At 51.1% G+C, this 16,794-nt stretch carries 17 protein-coding genes, 1 tRNA gene and 1 pseudogene; 7 read left to right on the plus strand and 12 right to left on the minus strand.

What is annotated here, in order from left to right; all coding sequences use genetic code 11:
* Positions 1 to 3: 3 nt before the first annotated feature.
* The 3 genes from GKC68_RS03815 (at position 4) to GKC68_RS03825 (ending at position 1,961) form a co-directional block, all read left to right on the plus strand.
* Positions 4 to 507, plus strand: coding sequence for a phage tail protein (locus tag GKC68_RS03815; protein WP_047713362.1), 504 nt, complete (start codon positions 4 to 6; stop codon positions 505 to 507).
* 1 nt (position 508) lies between these two features.
* On the plus strand, positions 509 to 1,666 hold the full coding sequence (locus GKC68_RS03820) for a contractile injection system protein, VgrG/Pvc8 family (protein WP_264228275.1): 1,158 nt from the start codon (positions 509 to 511) through the stop codon (positions 1,664 to 1,666).
* A gap of 73 nt (positions 1,667 to 1,739) precedes the next feature.
* Complete coding sequence (locus GKC68_RS03825) at positions 1,740 to 1,961, plus strand: ogr/Delta-like zinc finger family protein (protein ID WP_014604972.1); 222 nt, start codon at positions 1,740 to 1,742, stop codon at positions 1,959 to 1,961.
* Positions 1,962 to 2,229: 268 nt separating this feature from the next.
* Here the strand turns inward: GKC68_RS03825 and GKC68_RS03830 are convergent, their stop codons facing one another.
* The 5 genes and pseudogenes from GKC68_RS03830 to GKC68_RS03850 all read right to left on the minus strand — a co-directional run bounded on the left by GKC68_RS03830 (position 2,230) and on the right by GKC68_RS03850 (position 5,999).
* Positions 2,230 to 2,595: a hypothetical protein gene (locus GKC68_RS03830; protein WP_342656597.1), complete on the minus strand. Its 366-nt coding sequence runs from the start codon at positions 2,593 to 2,595 to the stop codon at positions 2,230 to 2,232.
* A 498-nt stretch (positions 2,596 to 3,093) separates the two neighbouring features.
* Positions 3,094 to 3,708: a hypothetical protein gene (locus GKC68_RS03835; RefSeq protein WP_342656598.1), complete on the minus strand. Its 615-nt coding sequence runs from the start codon at positions 3,706 to 3,708 to the stop codon at positions 3,094 to 3,096.
* An 11-nt stretch (positions 3,709 to 3,719) separates the two neighbouring features.
* Positions 3,720 to 4,397 (minus strand): annotated as a pseudogene (locus GKC68_RS03840) (tyrosine-type recombinase/integrase); the annotation flags it as partial.
* 362 nt (positions 4,398 to 4,759) lie between these two features.
* Positions 4,760 to 5,401: a hypothetical protein gene (locus tag GKC68_RS03845; protein WP_110983962.1), complete on the minus strand. Its 642-nt coding sequence runs from the start codon at positions 5,399 to 5,401 to the stop codon at positions 4,760 to 4,762.
* A 522-nt stretch (positions 5,402 to 5,923) separates the two neighbouring features.
* A tRNA-Ile gene (locus GKC68_RS03850) sits at positions 5,924 to 5,999 on the minus strand.
* A gap of 299 nt (positions 6,000 to 6,298) precedes the next feature.
* Here GKC68_RS03850 and mug point away from each other — a divergent pair.
* Positions 6,299 to 6,814 carry a G/U mismatch-specific DNA glycosylase gene (gene mug / locus GKC68_RS03855; RefSeq protein WP_110957736.1) on the plus strand — a complete coding sequence of 172 codons (516 nt, stop codon included), beginning with the start codon at positions 6,299 to 6,301 and terminating at the stop codon, positions 6,812 to 6,814.
* 71 nt (positions 6,815 to 6,885) lie between these two features.
* On the opposite strand, the gene rpoD is transcribed toward mug, so the two are convergent.
* From rpoD to rpsU, 4 genes are all read right to left on the minus strand, one after another.
* Positions 6,886 to 8,730, minus strand: a complete 1,845-nt coding sequence (gene rpoD / locus GKC68_RS03860; protein WP_028723590.1) for an RNA polymerase sigma factor RpoD — start codon at positions 8,728 to 8,730, stop codon at positions 6,886 to 6,888.
* Positions 8,731 to 8,873: 143 nt separating this feature from the next.
* The gene (locus tag GKC68_RS03865) at positions 8,874 to 9,017 is read right to left on the minus strand and encodes a hypothetical protein (protein ID WP_342656599.1); all 144 of its coding nucleotides are present in this window, start codon (positions 9,015 to 9,017) and stop codon (positions 8,874 to 8,876) included.
* 142 nt (positions 9,018 to 9,159) lie between these two features.
* Complete coding sequence (dnaG, locus tag GKC68_RS03870; protein ID WP_089527865.1) at positions 9,160 to 10,905, minus strand: DNA primase; 1,746 nt, start codon at positions 10,903 to 10,905, stop codon at positions 9,160 to 9,162.
* Between the two features lie 116 nt (positions 10,906 to 11,021).
* Complete coding sequence (gene rpsU, locus GKC68_RS03875; RefSeq protein ID WP_001144069.1) at positions 11,022 to 11,237, minus strand: 30S ribosomal protein S21; 216 nt, start codon at positions 11,235 to 11,237, stop codon at positions 11,022 to 11,024.
* Between the two features lie 278 nt (positions 11,238 to 11,515).
* Between rpsU and tsaD the strand changes: the two genes are divergently transcribed.
* A complete protein-coding gene (gene tsaD, locus GKC68_RS03880; protein WP_013027257.1) occupies positions 11,516 to 12,529 on the plus strand; it encodes a tRNA (adenosine(37)-N6)-threonylcarbamoyltransferase complex transferase subunit TsaD in 1,014 nt (337 codons plus the stop codon).
* 35 nt (positions 12,530 to 12,564) lie between these two features.
* Here tsaD and plsY read toward each other — a convergent pair whose 3' ends face one another.
* Positions 12,565 to 13,164, minus strand: a complete 600-nt coding sequence (plsY, locus tag GKC68_RS03885) for a glycerol-3-phosphate 1-O-acyltransferase PlsY (RefSeq protein ID WP_028723587.1) — start codon at positions 13,162 to 13,164, stop codon at positions 12,565 to 12,567.
* Positions 13,165 to 13,272: 108 nt separating this feature from the next.
* Here plsY and folB point away from each other — a divergent pair, with 108 nt between their 5' ends.
* Complete coding sequence (folB, locus tag GKC68_RS03890; protein ID WP_013027255.1) at positions 13,273 to 13,632, plus strand: bifunctional dihydroneopterin aldolase/7,8-dihydroneopterin epimerase; 360 nt, start codon at positions 13,273 to 13,275, stop codon at positions 13,630 to 13,632.
* A gap of 194 nt (positions 13,633 to 13,826) precedes the next feature.
* Complete coding sequence (gene bacA, locus GKC68_RS03895) at positions 13,827 to 14,645, plus strand: undecaprenyl-diphosphate phosphatase (protein ID WP_028723586.1); 819 nt, start codon at positions 13,827 to 13,829, stop codon at positions 14,643 to 14,645.
* A gap of 34 nt (positions 14,646 to 14,679) precedes the next feature.
* On the opposite strand, the gene GKC68_RS03900 is transcribed toward bacA, so the two are convergent.
* Positions 14,680 to 15,897, minus strand: a complete 1,218-nt coding sequence (locus tag GKC68_RS03900; protein WP_342656600.1) for a multifunctional CCA addition/repair protein — start codon at positions 15,895 to 15,897, stop codon at positions 14,680 to 14,682.
* A 159-nt stretch (positions 15,898 to 16,056) separates the two neighbouring features.
* Complete coding sequence (locus GKC68_RS03905) at positions 16,057 to 16,677, minus strand: TIGR04211 family SH3 domain-containing protein (RefSeq protein ID WP_047714553.1); 621 nt, start codon at positions 16,675 to 16,677, stop codon at positions 16,057 to 16,059.
* Positions 16,678 to 16,794 lie beyond the last annotated feature (117 nt).

The raw sequence follows: 16,794 nt of genomic DNA on the forward strand, positions 1-16,794 counted from the left end.
ACCATGATGATGATATTAGGCATGATGCCGTTTGTACGGCAAACCCTTCCCTTCGACAATTTGCAGCATGACATTACCTATCGCTGGGCGAAAAACAGCCGCGTGGGGCGCCGTGAGTCGACCCAGTTTTTAGGCGGCGGCGACGATAAAATCAAACTGTCTGGCGAACTCCGGCCTGAAATCACCGGCGGCAATGTCACGCTGCTGGCGCTGAAGACTATGGCCGATGAAGGGCTGGCGTGGCCGCTGATTGGCGGCAATGGCATTATTTACGGCATGTTTGTTGTGACGGATTTCTCGGCCACGCATACGGAGTTCTACAGCGACGGCAGCGCGCGCAAGATAGGCTTTACCCTCAACCTGATGCGGGTAGACGATTCACTAACCAGTATGTTCGGGGATTTAAAAAGGCAGGCGGAAGAACTGCAAAACCGGGCCAGCGAGGCAGCGCAACGGGTCGGCTCTGTTATCAACAGCGCCACTTCTGCGCTGAATGGAGGGCGCTGAGATGAGCGATATCGTCCCGATTCCGGTGCCCCTGCGCGTTGCGCCTACGCCGGACTTTACTATCAAAATTGAGACGAAGGATAAAACGGAAGATATTCGCCCACGGCTGGTTTCCCTGAAGTTGACGGACAACCGCGGCCTGGAGGTCGATCAGCTGGACCTGGTGCTCGACGACAGTGACGGCCAGTTGGTCATGCCGCCCTTTGGCGCGAAAATAGTCTTAGAGATAGGCTGGAAGGGGCAACCGCTTGCAGATAAAGGCTCCTACATCATTGATCAGGTCACCTACCAGGGCGCGCCGGACACGATAACGGTGGTCGCCCGAAGCGCCGATTTTAGCGGTTCGCTCGATGTTAAAATCACTGATTCGTATCCAGACATGACGGTTGGCGATGTTGTGGACAAAATCGCGAAACGTAACGGACTTACCTCCGACGTGCGGCCGGAGATAGCCAGAAAAAAGATTAAGCATATCGATCAGACACAGGAAACGGACGGCACGTTCATTACCCGGCTGGCAATGCTGGTTGGCGCGGTGGCGGCAATAAAAGATAAGACGCTACTGTTCTTTCCCCCCGGGCAGGGCGTGACCGTGAGCGGAAAGCCGATTCCACTCCTGAATCTGAACCGACAGGATGGCGACAAGTATGAGTACAAATTGTTTAAGCGCGACGATTACAGTGGCGTTGAAGCAAAATGGTACGATCAGAAAAAGGCGCAGCAGAAAGGGATAACCGTCAACACGATACCGCCAGCAACACCGGCGGTGAATCCTGTCCATCCGGCGGCCAAAAATATCCCCACAATCGGGCAACAAGACCCGGGAAAAACCTATGTTTTTGGCAGCAATAAGAAGCTGTTCGTACTGAATACGCATTTCAGTAGCCAGGAGGAAGCAGAGGAGGCGGCTAAAGCGAAGTGGCAGGATCTGCAACGTAACCGGGCTACGTTGAAGATCCTACTGGCACTGGGCGCTGCAAAGCTGATTCCTGAAACGCCGGTCAAAGCCCAGGGTTTTAAATCGGTCATCGATAATCAAAAATGGCTGATTACCAATATCGTGCATACCCTCGATAAAAGTGGATTTACCACCTTGTTGAACCTGGAGCTGATGGTTGAAAACGTGGACTACGTCTTAGTGGAAAAACAGGCTGGTTAGATTAAGTCTAATTTAAATTGCTTTTTGTTTAGTCTTTGACTAATTTTGTCGTATGTCAGAGAGGAGAACCACCATGATGCATTGCCCAAAATGTCAGACCGCCGCCCATACGAAAAGCAGTCGCTACGTTTCGAAAGAGACGAAAGAACGTTATCACCAGTGCCAGAACATTAACTGCAGTTGTACCTTTAAAACCCTGGAGAGCGTGTCCGGAATTATCGTCGAACCGGCGCAGATCAATACGGTGCCGATGATGGCAAAAGGCAGCAATAACCCCTCACCGCAGCTGCTGTAAGCCCAACCCGCGAAAGCGGGTTTTTTTTGGCTGCGGCCTGGATGGGATCGCCGGGAGATGAGGCTGAAGGCCAGCGCGCCGTTGATGTTCAAGGGCGCGACAGCGCCCTCTGGGCGTGCTGTTAATAACTGTACGGCGGGTAGGGCGCGCGGGCCCTTGGGGACAATGGCAATAACTGTACGGGAACCTGCAGAGACAAACGGTTCCCGTCGTGGCAACGATTACCTGGCATTCATAAAACACAAAGTATCAGTGAGTTAGCAGGGAATTACCAGGTCAGTTTTTGTGTGTCAGCTTTAACGTTCTTGTTGTACATCATCTGGATCGTTGAGTAGTTACACATATCGATACTGCCTTTACAGTAATCTTTGATGACGCGATCCATGACTTTCCTGTCGGTAGCCTCAATGAGTTTTTTAAATGCTTTGAGGTTTTGCTGCTCCATCATACGTAAAGTGGTGGGCTGGCACATGTCCAACTGACCTTCACAGTAAGCGGCTTTAACCTTACCCTGAATGTACTGGATAACTTCCTGTTTTTGCGCCTCTGAACCATCAAAGTCCATGGGATGGACGAAACCTGCATTCGCAGCCAAAGATGAGAAAAGTACAGCAGCCCCAATAAGTATTTTCATTTTGAATTCCATTACAAAAAAGAAGGGGTGAGAATAATCTTAACGGGCCTTTTTGTGAACTAGAAATGGCTCAGTAGCGCCAAAAAACATAAAAATTATGAACGTTTTAGTATGAGGAGGACGCTCTGAAAGCTCCGTGCACAGGGGGGATTTATCACCCAAAAGTGATAGTTAATCCATGGAAAAAAGTGAAGCCGGTTTGAAATGACTCTTTGAGCCTTACTATTTTAACCTGATGATTGTTAATTTTTTTTCTGAGGTTAAAAGAGACAGGAAACGCTGAAAATTATTGCGTCCTACTCTATTTGCATTCTAAAAACTAACAGTATCAGAGGAAGCCATCTCTTTACGCGCGTATTGTCACGCATCGGTTTTTTCATAAAGCCTGCCTTCATCATCTATCACCTTGGCATTCCGCTTCTGCGCTATCTGAAGCGATTTGATTATCATCGTTTTCAGCCCAAAACTCTGCTCTTGTTATATGAAATTCAACGCCTATCAATTTATTTCCTGTTTACGTATCTTAGGAAAATTGCGATAGTTGCCAGATAATAAGTCAACCCAATCTTTATTGGTAAGTATTCGATAAAACGGTTTTAATCTATCTCTGACAAAATTAACTATTTCCAACTCACTCATTTTAGATGCTTTAGAGGGATAATCCGGCCCCCAATCGTCAAATAATTCTTCGTATAAATGGTAGTATCGCCAAGTGATTTTACTTAATAAAAGAGAATCTGGGCCCAGCGGGTACGCAGGGATCTGGTGCAATCTGAGTTCGATTTCTTTGGCAGATTCTATATGTAATAAGAACCAAGTTTTAATCCGTAACCACACAACAGAACTTTCACTAAGATTGGGCATGAAAATACCCTCTTGGCGCATGTAAGCTGAAAGGTAATGTTTTACCTCATAAGGATTAGGTTTTTTGTCTAAATTAAGAGAGGCGAGAATCAAAATGGTTTCTGAAGCATTCCCCTCTATTATTTCTCTCTCAGCCCATTCTGTAATCTCTTTGTCATAGTCATCAACTCGATAAGCTTCAAATGCTTCGGCATAAGTCCTTAGACAAAGAATTTCATGTAAACTGTATTTGTACTTTTTGTTGTCCATTAACATCTTCTTCAGTCCATTATACTTAGTAGATTAAGTCTCAAAGCCTCAGACAAGTGACCCGGTGCAAAGTGCGCATACCGCATCGTAACCTTAATATCCGTGTGTCCCAATTTTCGCTTAAGCACAAGGATATTGTCACCATTCATCATGAAGTGAGAAGCAAATGTGTGACGTAAAACATGCGTCAGCTGCCCAGCAGGTGTCTCGATTCCGGCGCGTTGCATAGCCTTTCTAAAGGCTGAATAGCATGGTTTAAAGAGCAACTGCGCTTTCCTGCTCAATGGCAGTTCAGCCTGTAATTTTTCAGTTATCGGCACCGCTCGGTTTTTCTTGCCTTTAGTTTTAACGTAGATGATCTGACCGGCGCGGATTTGGTTTCCCTTCAAGCCTTCGGCCTCACTCCATCGTGCACCAGTTGCCAGGCAGATTTTCATAATGGTAGTCAGATCTTTAGATCGGCTGTTCTCACATTCGGCGAGGAGGGTTCTAATTTCCTCAATAGTGAGATACGCCATCTCCGATTCACTGATTTTAAACTCCCGCACGTTCTCTAACGGGTTCGGTGCGGTCCATTCATCCAATCGACGCAACTCGTTAAACATCGCCCTGAAATATGCCAGCTCTAAATTTACTGTGCGAGGTGTAATCATCTTCACTCTGCTGGATCGAGTTATCTTCCTGTTTATCCATTTTAATTTTTTTCCAGGTAGAGAATTACGGCCTTAAAGTCACTGTTATTTTAGATTTTACCTTTAGCTTAAAGCCCAAATCACAGTGGGCGATATTTCATACCGATGGTTTCTAAATTCAATTTTTGGAATGCTCAAGAAAAGAGCATTAGCCTGTCTGGCCTTTTTTATCATTTTCGCTGATTTTCGTGGTGGCATACATTACCAACACATAAGCCCCGATTCCGCAGATTAATACAACGAGAGGCCCTACAATCCGCATTCTGCCTTCATTGGTGAAACCTGTATAGAACATCCCAAATACAGTTGCTGTTAAAACCAAAGTTCCCAATATCTCGGAAATAAATTTTAATGACAGTTTAAAGATTCTCGATAGCACGTAATAACTCCTCAGTCCTGTTGGGCTCTTTACGCAAAATTTTTCCCATTTCAATCAGGTGCTTAAGAGGCTCTTCAAAAAGGAAGTAGAGCATATCGTAATTATGGATACGCAGCTTCTGCCAAAGCGCCGGGTTTTCCATCCTTAATCGCCGAGAGGCATCACATGCGCGCGCTATTACACCCTGAGTTACAATACCGCCCAACATCACGCCTGTCACACCTCTGAGTGCGAGGCGGGTTATCAGACCGGTTATCATTCCACCCATGACTTTTGTGCCAAGGAAGGTGGAAATACTCACCTGTAATGCAGTGCGTGATGCGAATTGAGTAGCACTGCCAATAACGGCTTCATGAACTTTTTTTAGTACAGGATCGGGCAAGCGGTTTAAAACATCATCAATGATGATTTTAGCGACTTTGGCGATTGTGTTCCGGTCTTTGATAAGTTGCTCTATTGCATGAAAAACCCGCTTGTCATCATTAAAGTTTCGCCGCTGTGTCCAGTAGCCACCATCCGAGAGATTCAGGTCCTGGAATGTTCTTTCCAGTCCTAAATAAAAGTCTTTAGGGATTGATATAACACCATCACCTACGGCTTTTGCTATCTGAGCAACATCCATTCATTAGCGCTCCTACTGCTTTCGCAGAAGCATAACGCAATTGAACTTCTGTGTGTAGTAATAAGGTTCTTTTCTGAACCTCTTCGCAGGCAACTACCATTATGGCCTATTCAGAATACTGAGTTGGTAACAGCTTTACTCGGTCGCCCGATAGAAAAGCTTGCCTGAGTTATACGCCTTACGCTCAAATCACCACTTCTGACACCTTGTCACAAGAGATGCTGTTAACTCAATGTTTTAAATAAATTAGTCAAAATTCTGACCTACTCCATCAAAAACAGAACTTTCCGGACAGTGCGCATCCATATGTAGGTATGATCTGATTGATACAAACAGGTCCTTTTAAAGATTAAGTTTTAAGTAAACAATGCACTGCAACAGTGTTATCAAGTTAAGCGGTTTTTCTTTTACTATGTGCTGATGCCATTAAAATAAAACGCCATTTTATTGCCACTCAAAAAGCAAAAACAAAAAAGCCACCCTTGCGAGGTGGCTTAACTGAATGATTTTCATCAATAAATCTGGTGGCCCCTGCTGGGTTTGAACCAGCGACCAAGCGATTATGAGTCGCCTGCTCTAACCACTGAGCTAAGGGGCCAATGGAGCGGGGATTATAAAGTATCTGTCCGGGGCAATCCAGCGTTGTTCGGCTGGTTGCTGAAATAAGCAGCAATGTTTTACTTGCTGATAACTATGATAAAACAGACGAAAATCTCTGGCTGATGGGTGGCGGTGCAACTGGCGCTGTTATCCTTAAATGTCTTTCCCCGCTTAACAATAAAAAAAGCCCACTCAGGCCAGGACGTTAACGGGCAAATGCGCTTTAATCAGTGGCAAGATTATGACGAACAAGGATGCGTGAGCGGCTGTAAGGCGCAGCGCAAAGCCAGGAGCCCCATGAGCGAACACAACATCACTGATATTATTGCACCGTACCTGAACGTGCTGTTCTGCGGCATCAATCCCGGCCAGTCGACGGCGCACACCGGCTATCACTTTGCGCATCCGGGTAACCGCTTCTGGAAGGTGATTCATCTGGCAGGGTTTACGATGCAACAGCTGAAGCCGGAAGAGGAGCAGCGCTTACTGGAGACCGGATGCGGTATTACGATGCTGGTCGAGCGTCCGACTATCCAGGCGAATGAACTGGGTGGTGATGAGCTACGCGATGGCGGTCAGCGGCTGATGGACAAGGTGCTGCGGTATCAGCCTGCCGCGCTGGCTATCCTGGGCAAAGATGCCTTTAAACGCGCGTTTCGGCAGAGCAAGGTGGAGTGGGGCGAGCAGCCGATTTACATGGGGAAAACTCAGGTATGGGTGTTGCCGAATCCCAGCGGACTGAATCGGGCATCACTGGAAGAGATGGTGGCGATGTATCGTCAGATGTACGAGGCGCTACAGCTGCGGCCTTGATGCTGGCGGTTTGCGGGAAAAGAGCAGGGCGGCAGACATAAAAAACCCCGGCGAACCGGGGTTTTGCTGACTTAGTCGTCGAGGAAGCTGCGCAGCACTTCCGAGCGGCTCGGATGGCGCAGTTTGCGCAGGGCTTTGGCTTCAATCTGACGGATACGCTCACGGGTGACGTCAAACTGTTTGCCAACTTCTTCTAACGTGTGGTCGGTGTTCATATCGATGCCGAAACGCATGCGCAGTACTTTGGCTTCACGCGCGGTCAGGCCAGCCAGCACGTCGTGGGTGGCAGAACGCAGGCTCTCAGAGGTGGCAGAGTCCAGCGGCAGCTCCAGCGTGGTGTCTTCGATAAAATCACCCAGATGTGAATCTTCATCATCACCAATCGGCGTTTCCATTGAGATAGGCTCTTTGGCAATCTTCAGCACCTTGCGGATCTTATCTTCTGGCATCAGCATGCGCTCAGCCAGTTCTTCTGGCGTCGGCTCGCGGCCCATCTCCTGCAGCATCTGGCGCGAGATACGGTTGAGTTTGTTGATGGTCTCAATCATATGCACCGGAATACGGATGGTACGCGCCTGGTCAGCGATAGAACGGGTAATCGCCTGACGAATCCACCATGTGGCATAAGTAGAGAACTTATAGCCGCGACGGTATTCGAACTTATCAACCGCTTTCATCAGGCCGATGTTACCTTCCTGAATCAGATCCAGGAACTGCAGACCACGGTTGGTGTATTTCTTCGCGATTGAAATCACCAGACGCAGGTTAGCTTCAACCATCTCTTTCTTCGCGCGGCGGGCTTTAGCTTCACCGATCGACATACGACGGTTGATGTCTTTAACCTGCTCGATGGTCAGGCCGGTTTCTTCTTCAATCTGGGCCAGTTTCTGCAGAGAACGCATCACGTCATCCTGCACGTCCAGCAGTTTTTCAGACCACGGCTTGTTCATGGCCAGTGCGGCTTTGAACCAGCTCTCGTTAGTCTCGTTACCGGTGAACAGCGTAATGAAGTTTTTCTTCGGCATTTTGCACACTTCAATACACAGCTTCATGATTAAACGTTCCTGAGTACGGACGCGCTCCATCATTTCACGCATGTTGTTCACGAGGTAGTCGAACTGCTTCGGTACCAGGCGGAACTGCTTAAAGACGTCAGACAGGTTCTGGATCTCGGCAACCGAGGCAGCATGGCTGCGTCCTTTGCTTTTGATCACGTCACGCGTCGTTTCATACTGCGTACGCAGGTCAGAGAACTTCTCACGCGCCAGTTCCGGATCGATAGAGTTATCGTCGTCAGAGCTGTCGTCGTCGCTCTCTTCGTCGTCATCGTCGTCGTCGTTACGATCTTCTTCAGACAACTCAGAACCGACGTGAGTGGCGGTCGGTGCCAGGTCTTCTTCAGCGTTAGGATCGACAAAGCCAGTGATAAGATCTGACAGACGCGATTCACCGGCTTCAACACGATCGTACTGATCCAGCAGGTAGGTAATGGCTTCCGGATATTCAGCAACGGAACACTGAACCTGGTTGATACCGTCTTCGATACGCTTCGCGATGTCGATTTCGCCTTCGCGGGTCAGCAGTTCAACGGTACCCATCTCACGCATGTACATGCGAACCGGGTCAGTGGTGCGGCCAATTTCAGATTCAACGCTGGATAATACCTGAGCGGCAGCTTCCGCGGCATCTTCGTCAGTATCGGAGCTGTTTTCATTCAGCATCAGATCGTCGGCGTCCGGGGCTTCTTCAACCACCTGAATGCCCATGTCGTTAATCATCTGGATGATGTCTTCGATCTGATCGGAGTCGACGATATCTTCCGGCAGATGGTCATTGACCTCAGCATAGGTCAGATAGCCTTGCTCCTTACCACGGGTGACAAGAAGCTTGAGCTGTGACTGCGGGTTTTGCTCCATAAGACGGTATCCACACTTCTGTTAATTAGATTGGTGTCGGTCGGCAGCGTGCCAACAATAACAGTGAAGGCATTTATTCTCGCCGCTGCCTTCGTCGCGGCCTGGGCTTTGCCCATCAGTAATCGGCACTTAAGCCGCAAATTTTATGTCGGGCCTGGCTTACTCGCCATTTTTGCCGCTGCCAGGTGCTCGTCTTCCTCACGTACATCAGTACGCTCCGGTGACTGCGCGCTTTCAGCGACAAAACTTGCTTCGACGCCGACGGCGAAAGCTGGCTTACTCGCCATTTTTGCCGCTGCTAAGTGCTCGTCATCCTCACGTACATCAGTACGCTCCGGTGACTGCGCGCTTTCAGCGACAAAACCTGCTTCGCCCTGAATAATTAAACCTGCCGCTCCGGTTTCGGACAGCAGCAGGTCGGGTAACCTGTTACTTTTTCGCGAAGGCCTGACTCAGCGCCCAGAGCTCGCGTCGCTCGTCGGTACTGAGCCCGTGCGTACGTTCACGCGCAATCAGGAACTCCAGTCGCTCTTCCAACGCCGAGTCATAAACGCTGGCAAGGGAGTCCTGAAATACTGCCTCGCTTTCCTCATCCACTATCATGTGGTTCCAGACGGCCAGTGTTTCAAGCGTCTGGCTAAAATTTGTTCCGCGATATAACTCTAGTAGCTGACCGGTAGTCAATCCAGGATTCTCGTTACAGCGCGTCACTAATTCAATAAATAACGGTAAACCAGCAATTTTCGACTCGGCCAGACCGTCCAGGGATGGCACCAGGGTTGCCAGCTGCGGATTTTGAATCAGCAGTGCCACTAAAACGCGCATTGTGGTGCGTTTCAATGGCGGGGCAACCGGTGTACTTCCACCCGGTCCCTGCTTTGGCATCAGCTTTTCAAGCTGTGCATCGTCCAGAATGCCTAATTTATTACCCAGTTCCTGACGCAGATAAATGCGTAAGGTTTCACCGGGAATCTGTGTGATCAACGGCAACGCCAGCGTACTCAAACGCGCCTTGCCGTCGCGAGAGCTCAAATCGACCTGCGGTAGCAGGCTGTCGAACAGAAACGAAGAGAGCGGCATTGCCTGCTCCATCCTCGCCTCGAATGCGGCTTTACCTTCTTTGCGAACCAACGTATCCGGGTCTTCGCCGTCGGGTAAAAACATAAAGCGTAGTTGACGACCGTCATTCATGTAAGGCAATGCGGTTTCAAGTGCCCGCCAGGCAGCTTCGCGTCCGGCCCGATCGCCGTCGTAACAGCAAATTACGTTGTCGGTACTGCGAAACAGCAGCTGAATATGTTCAGCCGTGGTTGATGTCCCCAGTGACGCAACCGCGTAGTCCACGCCATATTGCGCCAGGGCTACCACATCCATATAGCCTTCCACCACTAACAGGCGCTTGGGTTCAGGATGATTTTTTAACGCTTCATACAGGCCGTACAGTTGACGACCTTTGTGAAAAACGGGTGTTTCCGGCGAGTTCAGATACTTCGGCGTATCGTTACCCAGCACGCGGCCACCAAAGCCGATGACGCGGCCTCGCTTATCGCGAATCGGGAACATCACGCGCTCGCGAAAGCGGTCGTAAACCCGGCCTTTGTCATTACTGACCAGCATGCCCGCTTCCATCAACGATTCTCGATCTTCAGGCTGCTTGCCGAAGCGTTTCAGGACGTTGTCCCAACCGGCGGGCGCATAGCCAATCGAAAAATGGTTGATGATGTCGGCGCTCAGACCACGATGTTCAAGATAATCGCGTGCTGACTGGGCGCTGGACTGCTGCAAACTCTGCTGATAAAAACCGTTCAGGTTCTCCATCAGCTGGTACAGGCTCTGGCGCTGATGGCGCTCCATCTGGCTTGGCCCATTGCCCGCTTCGTAAGGTACGTCTAAACCATGGGAAGTGGCTAACTCTTCGATACTTTCAACAAACTCAAGACGATCATAGTTCATCAGAAAGTCGATGGCATTACCGTGAGCACCACAACCAAAACAGTGATAGAACTGCTTTTCACCATTTACGGTAAAAGAGGGGGTTTTCTCATTATGGAATGGACAACACGCATGATAATTCTTTCCCTGCTTCTTCAGCTTAACGCGGGCATCGATTAACTCCACGATGTCCGTGCGGGCAAGTAAGTCATTGATAAATACGCGTGGGATACGTCCTGCCATAAGCCCCGTTTTTTCAGCTCATAAACGACAACAAGCCGCGCTTCCTTTCGGAAAGCACGGCCTTTTACTTGACTCGGTCTGCGTTTATCACGCTGTGGAGGCGAACCTCCGGGAAATTAGTACAGACGAGTGCGGCGTGCGTTTTCGCGAGCCAGTTTTTTGGCATGACGCTTAACTGCAGATGCTTTAGCGCGCTTACGTTCGGTCGTTGGTTTTTCATAGAACTCACGACGACGAACTTCAGCCAGAACGCCTGCTTTCTCGCAGGAACGCTTAAAGCGACGCAGTGCTACGTCGAACGGCTCGTTTTCACGTACTTTAATTACCGGCATGTAACTCTCACCTCAATAAAATTCGGTTTTGCTGCTGACTGCGGCGCCAGCACATTTCAAAATGGTGCAGCATTTTACTCCAACTCGCGTCGGCTTGTAAAGCACCATGGATAATTTAGAACCAACAGGAGCGTTTGCCTGTGCGGCTGCCGGTTTTTTCCAGGGGCGGGAGTATAGCGCACTCTTTAGGCAGCAGAAAATGACTTTTTGCGTGGATTGCATCCTCTTTTCGTGCAAGGGCTATGCTAAACTGCGCGCCGCAAGAATGAGGTGAAGCAATGCGAATTCTGGGTATTGAAACATCGTGCGATGAAACCGGCATCGCAATCTATGATGATGAGGCTGGCCTGGTGGCTAACCAGTTGTACAGCCAGGTAAAACTGCATGCCGATTACGGCGGCGTGGTGCCGGAACTGGCATCACGCGATCACGTGCGCAAAACGGTGCCGCTGATCCAGGCGGCCCTGAAGCAGGCCAACCTGGCACCACAGCAAATTGATGCGGTCGCCTATACCGCCGGACCGGGCCTGGTGGGCGCGTTGCTGGTGGGCGCAACGGTTGGACGCGCGCTGGCCTTTGCGTGGAAGGTCCCTGCGGTGCCGGTGCACCATATGGAAGGTCATCTGCTGGCACCGATGCTGGAAGAGAATCCGCCCGCGTTCCCGTTTGTCGCATTGCTGGTTTCAGGCGGTCACACGCAGTTAATCAGCGTCACCGGTATTGGCGAATACACACTGCTGGGCGAGTCGATTGACGATGCCGCTGGCGAAGCCTTCGATAAAACCGCCAAACTGCTGGGGCTGGATTACCCTGGCGGCCCGATGCTGTCGAAAATGGCGCAGCAGGGCACCGCCGGGCGGTTCACCTTTCCACGTCCGATGACCGATCGTCCGGGGCTGGATTTTAGTTTCTCAGGCCTGAAAACGTTTGCCGCGAATACCATTCGTGGCAATGACGATGACGCGCAAACCCGCGCCGATATCGCCCGGGCGTTTGAAGATGCGGTGGTCGATACGCTGGCGATTAAATGCAAACGCGCGCTGGATCATACGGGTTTTAAACGTCTGGTCATTGCGGGCGGCGTCAGCGCTAACCGCACTCTGCGTGAACAGATGGCCGTGATGATGCAAAAGCGGGGCGGTGAGGTGTTCTATGCCCGTCCTGAATTTTGTACCGATAACGGGGCGATGATTGCCTACGCGGGTATGGTGCGCCTGAAAGGCGGCACGCGGGGAGAACTGGGCGTGAGCGTCAGGCCGCGCTGGCCCTTGTCGGAACTGCCTGCCATCTGAGATCAAAAAAGCCGGTTAACCGGCTTTTTTTACGCTTAGTTTTTCTTTTTTCGCTTCCAGATTTTGCTTTCCTGACCGCGCCACAGGCGCTGAATGTTGTCATGGTGACGCAGTAAAATCAGGCAGGAGAGCATGGAAACCGGAAACGTAAACTGTGGCTTAAACCACCAGACATAAAACGGCGCGATAAGCGCGCTGACAATCGCCCCCAGCGAGGAGTAGCCGCTTAGCAGCACGGTCAGCAGCCAGGTGCCGGTCATCAGTCCGGTCAAATCCCAGCCGATGGGGGCAATCGCACCAAAGGCGGTCGCCACGCCTTTGCCGCCTTTAAAGCGGAAAAACACCGGATAAATATGGCCCAGGCAGGCGGCAATGGCGGTCAGGCCCAGATAAAGCGGAGGCACATGAAACAGGTACGCCAGCCACACGGGCAGCATCCCTTTCACAATATCGAATACCAGTACAGACGCAGCCGCCAGTTTGCCGCCGATACGCAGTACGTTGGTTGCGCCCGGGTTGCCTGAACCGTGGGTGCGGGGATCGGGTAAACCGGCGAGTTTGCAAACCAGAATCGCACTGGAAATTGAACCGCACAGATACGCGAAAATAATCATTCCAAGCGCGAAAGCACTCATAACACCGTCCCGTTTCCTTTGGGGTCGTTTTGATCACGTCTACCATGGATAATACGCACAATCTGCCGGAAGTGGTATCCGGCGCGACCAAAAACAGAGAGCATCATCATGGATATCGTCTTTATAGAACAACTCACCGTCTTCACCACGATAGGGGTTTACGACTGGGAGCAGGGAATTCAGCAGAAGCTGGTGATTGACGTAGAAATGGCGTGGGATAACCGTCAGGCCGCCGCCAGCGACGATGTGAAAGACTGCCTGAGTTATGCCGATGTTTCAGAAGCGATTCTGTCGCACCTGACGGGACAGCGTTTTGCGTTGGTGGAGCGGGTAGCGGAAGAAATTGCGGATCTGTTGATGAACCGTTTCAATTCACCTGGCGTGCGCATCAGGGTAGCCAAACCGGGCGCGGTGGCTCAGGCAGCGCAGGTTGGCGTGCGAATTGAGCGCGGGACTATTCCTAAATAATTACGATGTGATTGCCATCACAATGAAACCAAACCAAATTACTGTTTGTCTCAGCACGTGCCGCTTCGATATGACAGACTAAACGGCAGTTGAGCTTAAGGTTTGATTCAGATTTAAGCAGATAATATTTAGGGCGATAGCGCAACAGCTAGCGCCTTTTTCATGGTTTTAAAACGGACAGAGGAAATTCATTGATGGCAGATCTTCATCAGCTGTGGGTAGCTGCAATCCTGGGCGTGGTCGAAGGGTTAACCGAGTTCTTACCGGTCTCTTCTACCGGGCACATGATTATAGTGGGGCACCTGCTGGGCTTTGAGGGCGACAAAGCAGAAACCTTTGAAGTGGTCATTCAGTTAGGTTCCATTCTAGCCGTCGTCGTGATGTTCTGGCGGCGTTTGTTTGGATTGATCGGCATTCACTTTGGTGAAGTTAAACATGAAGGTGTCGGCACAGGTCGGTTAACCCTGATCCATATCCTGTTGGGCATGATCCCTGCGGTGGTGGTGGGTCTGGCATTGCACGATCAGATTAAAACGTTGTTTAATCCGATTAACGTGATGTATGCGCTGGTGGTCGGGGGCTTACTACTGCTGGCAGCGGAATTCCTGAAACCGAAACAGCCAAAATCACCAGGTATCGATGATATCACCTATCGTCAGGCGTTTATGATTGGCTGCTTCCAGTGTCTGGCGCTGTGGCCGGGCTTCTCACGTTCCGGTGCCACCATTTCAGGTGGGATGCTGATGGGCGTGAGCCGCTATGCCGCATCCGAGTTCTCGTTTATCCTGGCCGTACCGATGATGATCGGGGCGACAGGGCTGGATCTCTATAAAAGCCTCGGTTTCCTGACGATGGCCGACTTCCCGATGTTTGCGGTGGGCTTTATCACCGCATTCGTTGTCGCGTTGCTGGCCATCAAAGTGTTCCTTGAGCTGATCAAACGCATCTCTTTCGTGTCATTTGCCATCTACCGCTTTATCGTGGCGGGCGCGGTGTACATGATTTTTATGTAAGCCACAGGGTAACGCGGTCGGGCAACTGGCCGCGTTACGCTAAGCCCTGTTCGACAGCCTGAATACGACGTCGCGTGAGCTCTTCCCGTACCTCTATCCCTTTAAATCCCGCCTCCACGACCGCCTTAGATGACACGGCCTGAGCCAGGGCAAACGCACATCGCAGGTAGTTGCCCTGAGGATAAGGCATGTTGGCAAGGCCACCGCGTCCGCGGGCATCCGATTCACTGCACAGCGCCAGTTGGTTAACCCGCTCGGGTTTGCGCCAGGCGTCAAGACGGTCAAATAAGCCAATCAACGCGTCGGCAGGGCGCTGCTCAATGGTATGCATCATGTCGTGAAACTCCGTGACCAGCAGCGCCAGATCACGGATCGCATTCGGCACGCGTAGCCGTTGACACAGCGCAGCGACCAGTGGAACGCCTGCCGGGCCATGTCCGTGATGGCTGGGCCATTTTTCAACCGGCGTTAAGGCTTTACCGACATCGTGAAACAGCGTCGCAAAACGCACGTCAATCGCTTCCGACAGGCCAGCAGACAGGGTTAACGCCATCAGCGTGTGAACCCCGGTATCAATTTCCGGGTGCCATCGGGCGGGCGCCGGCACGCCGAACAGGTTATCGATTTCCGGAAACAGTCCCTGCAAGGCGCCGCAGTCGCGCAGCACCTGGAAGTAAACCTGGGGATTATGGGAGGACAGGGCTTTTTCCGTCTCTTTCCAGACGCGTTCGGCCGTGAGATCGGCCAGCTCGCCGCTCTCTGCCATTTGTCGCATCAACGCCTGCGTTTCGTCTGCAATACGAAAATTAAGGTGGGCGAAGCGCGCGGCAAAACGCGCGACGCGCAGCACGCGCAGGGGATCTTCACTAAAGGCATCGGAAACGTGGCGCAGCTGCCGGTCGGCAATATCCTGCTGTCCGTGGTAGGGATCGTAAAGCTCGCCTTGCTCGTCGCGGGCAATAGCGTTAATCGTCAAATCGCGGCGCTGTAAATCCTGCTCCAGCGTGACGTCTGGCGCCGACCAGGTCGTGAACCCGGTGTAGCCTTTCCCGTTCTTCCGTTCAGTACGCGCCAGCGCATACTCTTCCCGGCTCTCGGGATGCAGAAACACGGGAAAGTCGCGGCCGACCTGCTGGTAGCCTTGTTGCAGCATGGCTTCCGGGGTCGCGCCTACCACCACCCAGTCTTTGTCTTTAACCGGCAACTTCAACAGCGCATCGCGTACTGCACCGCCAACAAGAAACGTCTTCACGCACAACTCCAGAGATAAATAAGTGATCTGCGCGTCTGTGGGCTTCCGGCACCTGAAACCAGACGGGCACAAACTCTATTGTTGCACAAATTCGACATATTGCAGACAGGCCAAAAGGGGCATCTTTCGATCCCCCTTTTTAGCGAGCGGTGGAAAAGGTTAGTTCATCCAGCGATCGTTTTTCTTACGGCGCGGCACCATGTGCGGCAACAGTAGCCCCAGCAGCAAACCGACGCCTAGCACGCCGCCGCCATACATAAACCACTGCATGATGATCGTGCGCTGTTTGTCATCCAGCTGAACGTTAGCGGCGCTGACTTTCTTCTGCGCCACGATCAGTTCGTTTTTCAGCTTCTGATTTTGCTCTTTTAAGCCGTTAATCACGCTGTCGCTGCTGGCCACTTTGTTCTGCATTTCGGCGGTGCGCTGATTCCAGCTGTTATCAATATTGGCTAACTTGGCGGTCAGGTCTTTAACCTGTTGTTCCAGCTGCGGTACCCGGGTGCGCAGGCTGGGATTTTCACTCAGCTGCGACAGGGGGATCCAGACGGTGCGGCCTTCGGCATCGCGTACCTGGCCGTATTTGGTGGCATCATTGGTCTGCAGCAGCTGTACCTCTTCACCCGCATTCAGCTTGCCCAGCAGGCGAAACTGGTCGCCGGGACCGCTACGAACCCAGGTGGATAATTCGTCAGAAACGTAACGTTTTTCATCGGCGTGAGCAGGTGCAAGGGTGCTGAGGGCCAGCAAAGTGATTCCAGCGAGTGTGATTTTTTTCATTAGATTTCGTTTTGCTTAAAAATTAAAGATAATTTACCGGCACAGTCTGTAGAGGCTTCGCGTAAATCTGAATGAGAACTATCCTGGTCTCATGACAGTGCGAAAAGGGTAGCGAAA

The sequence above is a fragment of the Pantoea sp. RSPAM1 genome (assembly GCF_038816185.1).
Taxonomy (GTDB): domain Bacteria; phylum Pseudomonadota; class Gammaproteobacteria; order Enterobacterales; family Enterobacteriaceae; genus Pantoea; species Pantoea ananatis.

Coding starts and splice junctions, on each gene's coding strand:
- GKC68_RS03815 (WP_047713362.1), top strand. CDS start 4: ATGATGATGATATTAGGCATGATGCCGTTTGTACGGCAAACCCTTCCC.
- GKC68_RS03820 (WP_264228275.1), top strand. CDS start 509: ATGAGCGATATCGTCCCGATTCCGGTGCCCCTGCGCGTTGCGCCTACG.
- GKC68_RS03825 (WP_014604972.1), top strand. CDS start 1,740: ATGATGCATTGCCCAAAATGTCAGACCGCCGCCCATACGAAAAGCAGT.
- GKC68_RS03830 (WP_342656597.1), bottom strand. CDS start 2,595: ATGAAAATACTTATTGGGGCTGCTGTACTTTTCTCATCTTTGGCTGCG.
- GKC68_RS03835 (WP_342656598.1), bottom strand. CDS start 3,708: ATGGACAACAAAAAGTACAAATACAGTTTACATGAAATTCTTTGTCTA.
- GKC68_RS03845 (WP_110983962.1), bottom strand. CDS start 5,401: ATGGATGTTGCTCAGATAGCAAAAGCCGTAGGTGATGGTGTTATATCA.
- mug (WP_110957736.1), top strand. CDS start 6,299: ATGAGCGAACACAACATCACTGATATTATTGCACCGTACCTGAACGTG.
- rpoD (WP_028723590.1), bottom strand. CDS start 8,730: ATGGAGCAAAACCCGCAGTCACAGCTCAAGCTTCTTGTCACCCGTGGT.
- GKC68_RS03865 (WP_342656599.1), bottom strand. CDS start 9,017: ATGGCGAGTAAGCCAGCTTTCGCCGTCGGCGTCGAAGCAAGTTTTGTC.
- dnaG (WP_089527865.1), bottom strand. CDS start 10,905: ATGGCAGGACGTATCCCACGCGTATTTATCAATGACTTACTTGCCCGC.
- rpsU (WP_001144069.1), bottom strand. CDS start 11,237: ATGCCGGTAATTAAAGTACGTGAAAACGAGCCGTTCGACGTAGCACTG.
- tsaD (WP_013027257.1), top strand. CDS start 11,516: ATGCGAATTCTGGGTATTGAAACATCGTGCGATGAAACCGGCATCGCA.
- plsY (WP_028723587.1), bottom strand. CDS start 13,164: ATGAGTGCTTTCGCGCTTGGAATGATTATTTTCGCGTATCTGTGCGGT.
- folB (WP_013027255.1), top strand. CDS start 13,273: ATGGATATCGTCTTTATAGAACAACTCACCGTCTTCACCACGATAGGG.
- bacA (WP_028723586.1), top strand. CDS start 13,827: ATGGCAGATCTTCATCAGCTGTGGGTAGCTGCAATCCTGGGCGTGGTC.
- GKC68_RS03905 (WP_047714553.1), bottom strand. CDS start 16,677: ATGAAAAAAATCACACTCGCTGGAATCACTTTGCTGGCCCTCAGCACC.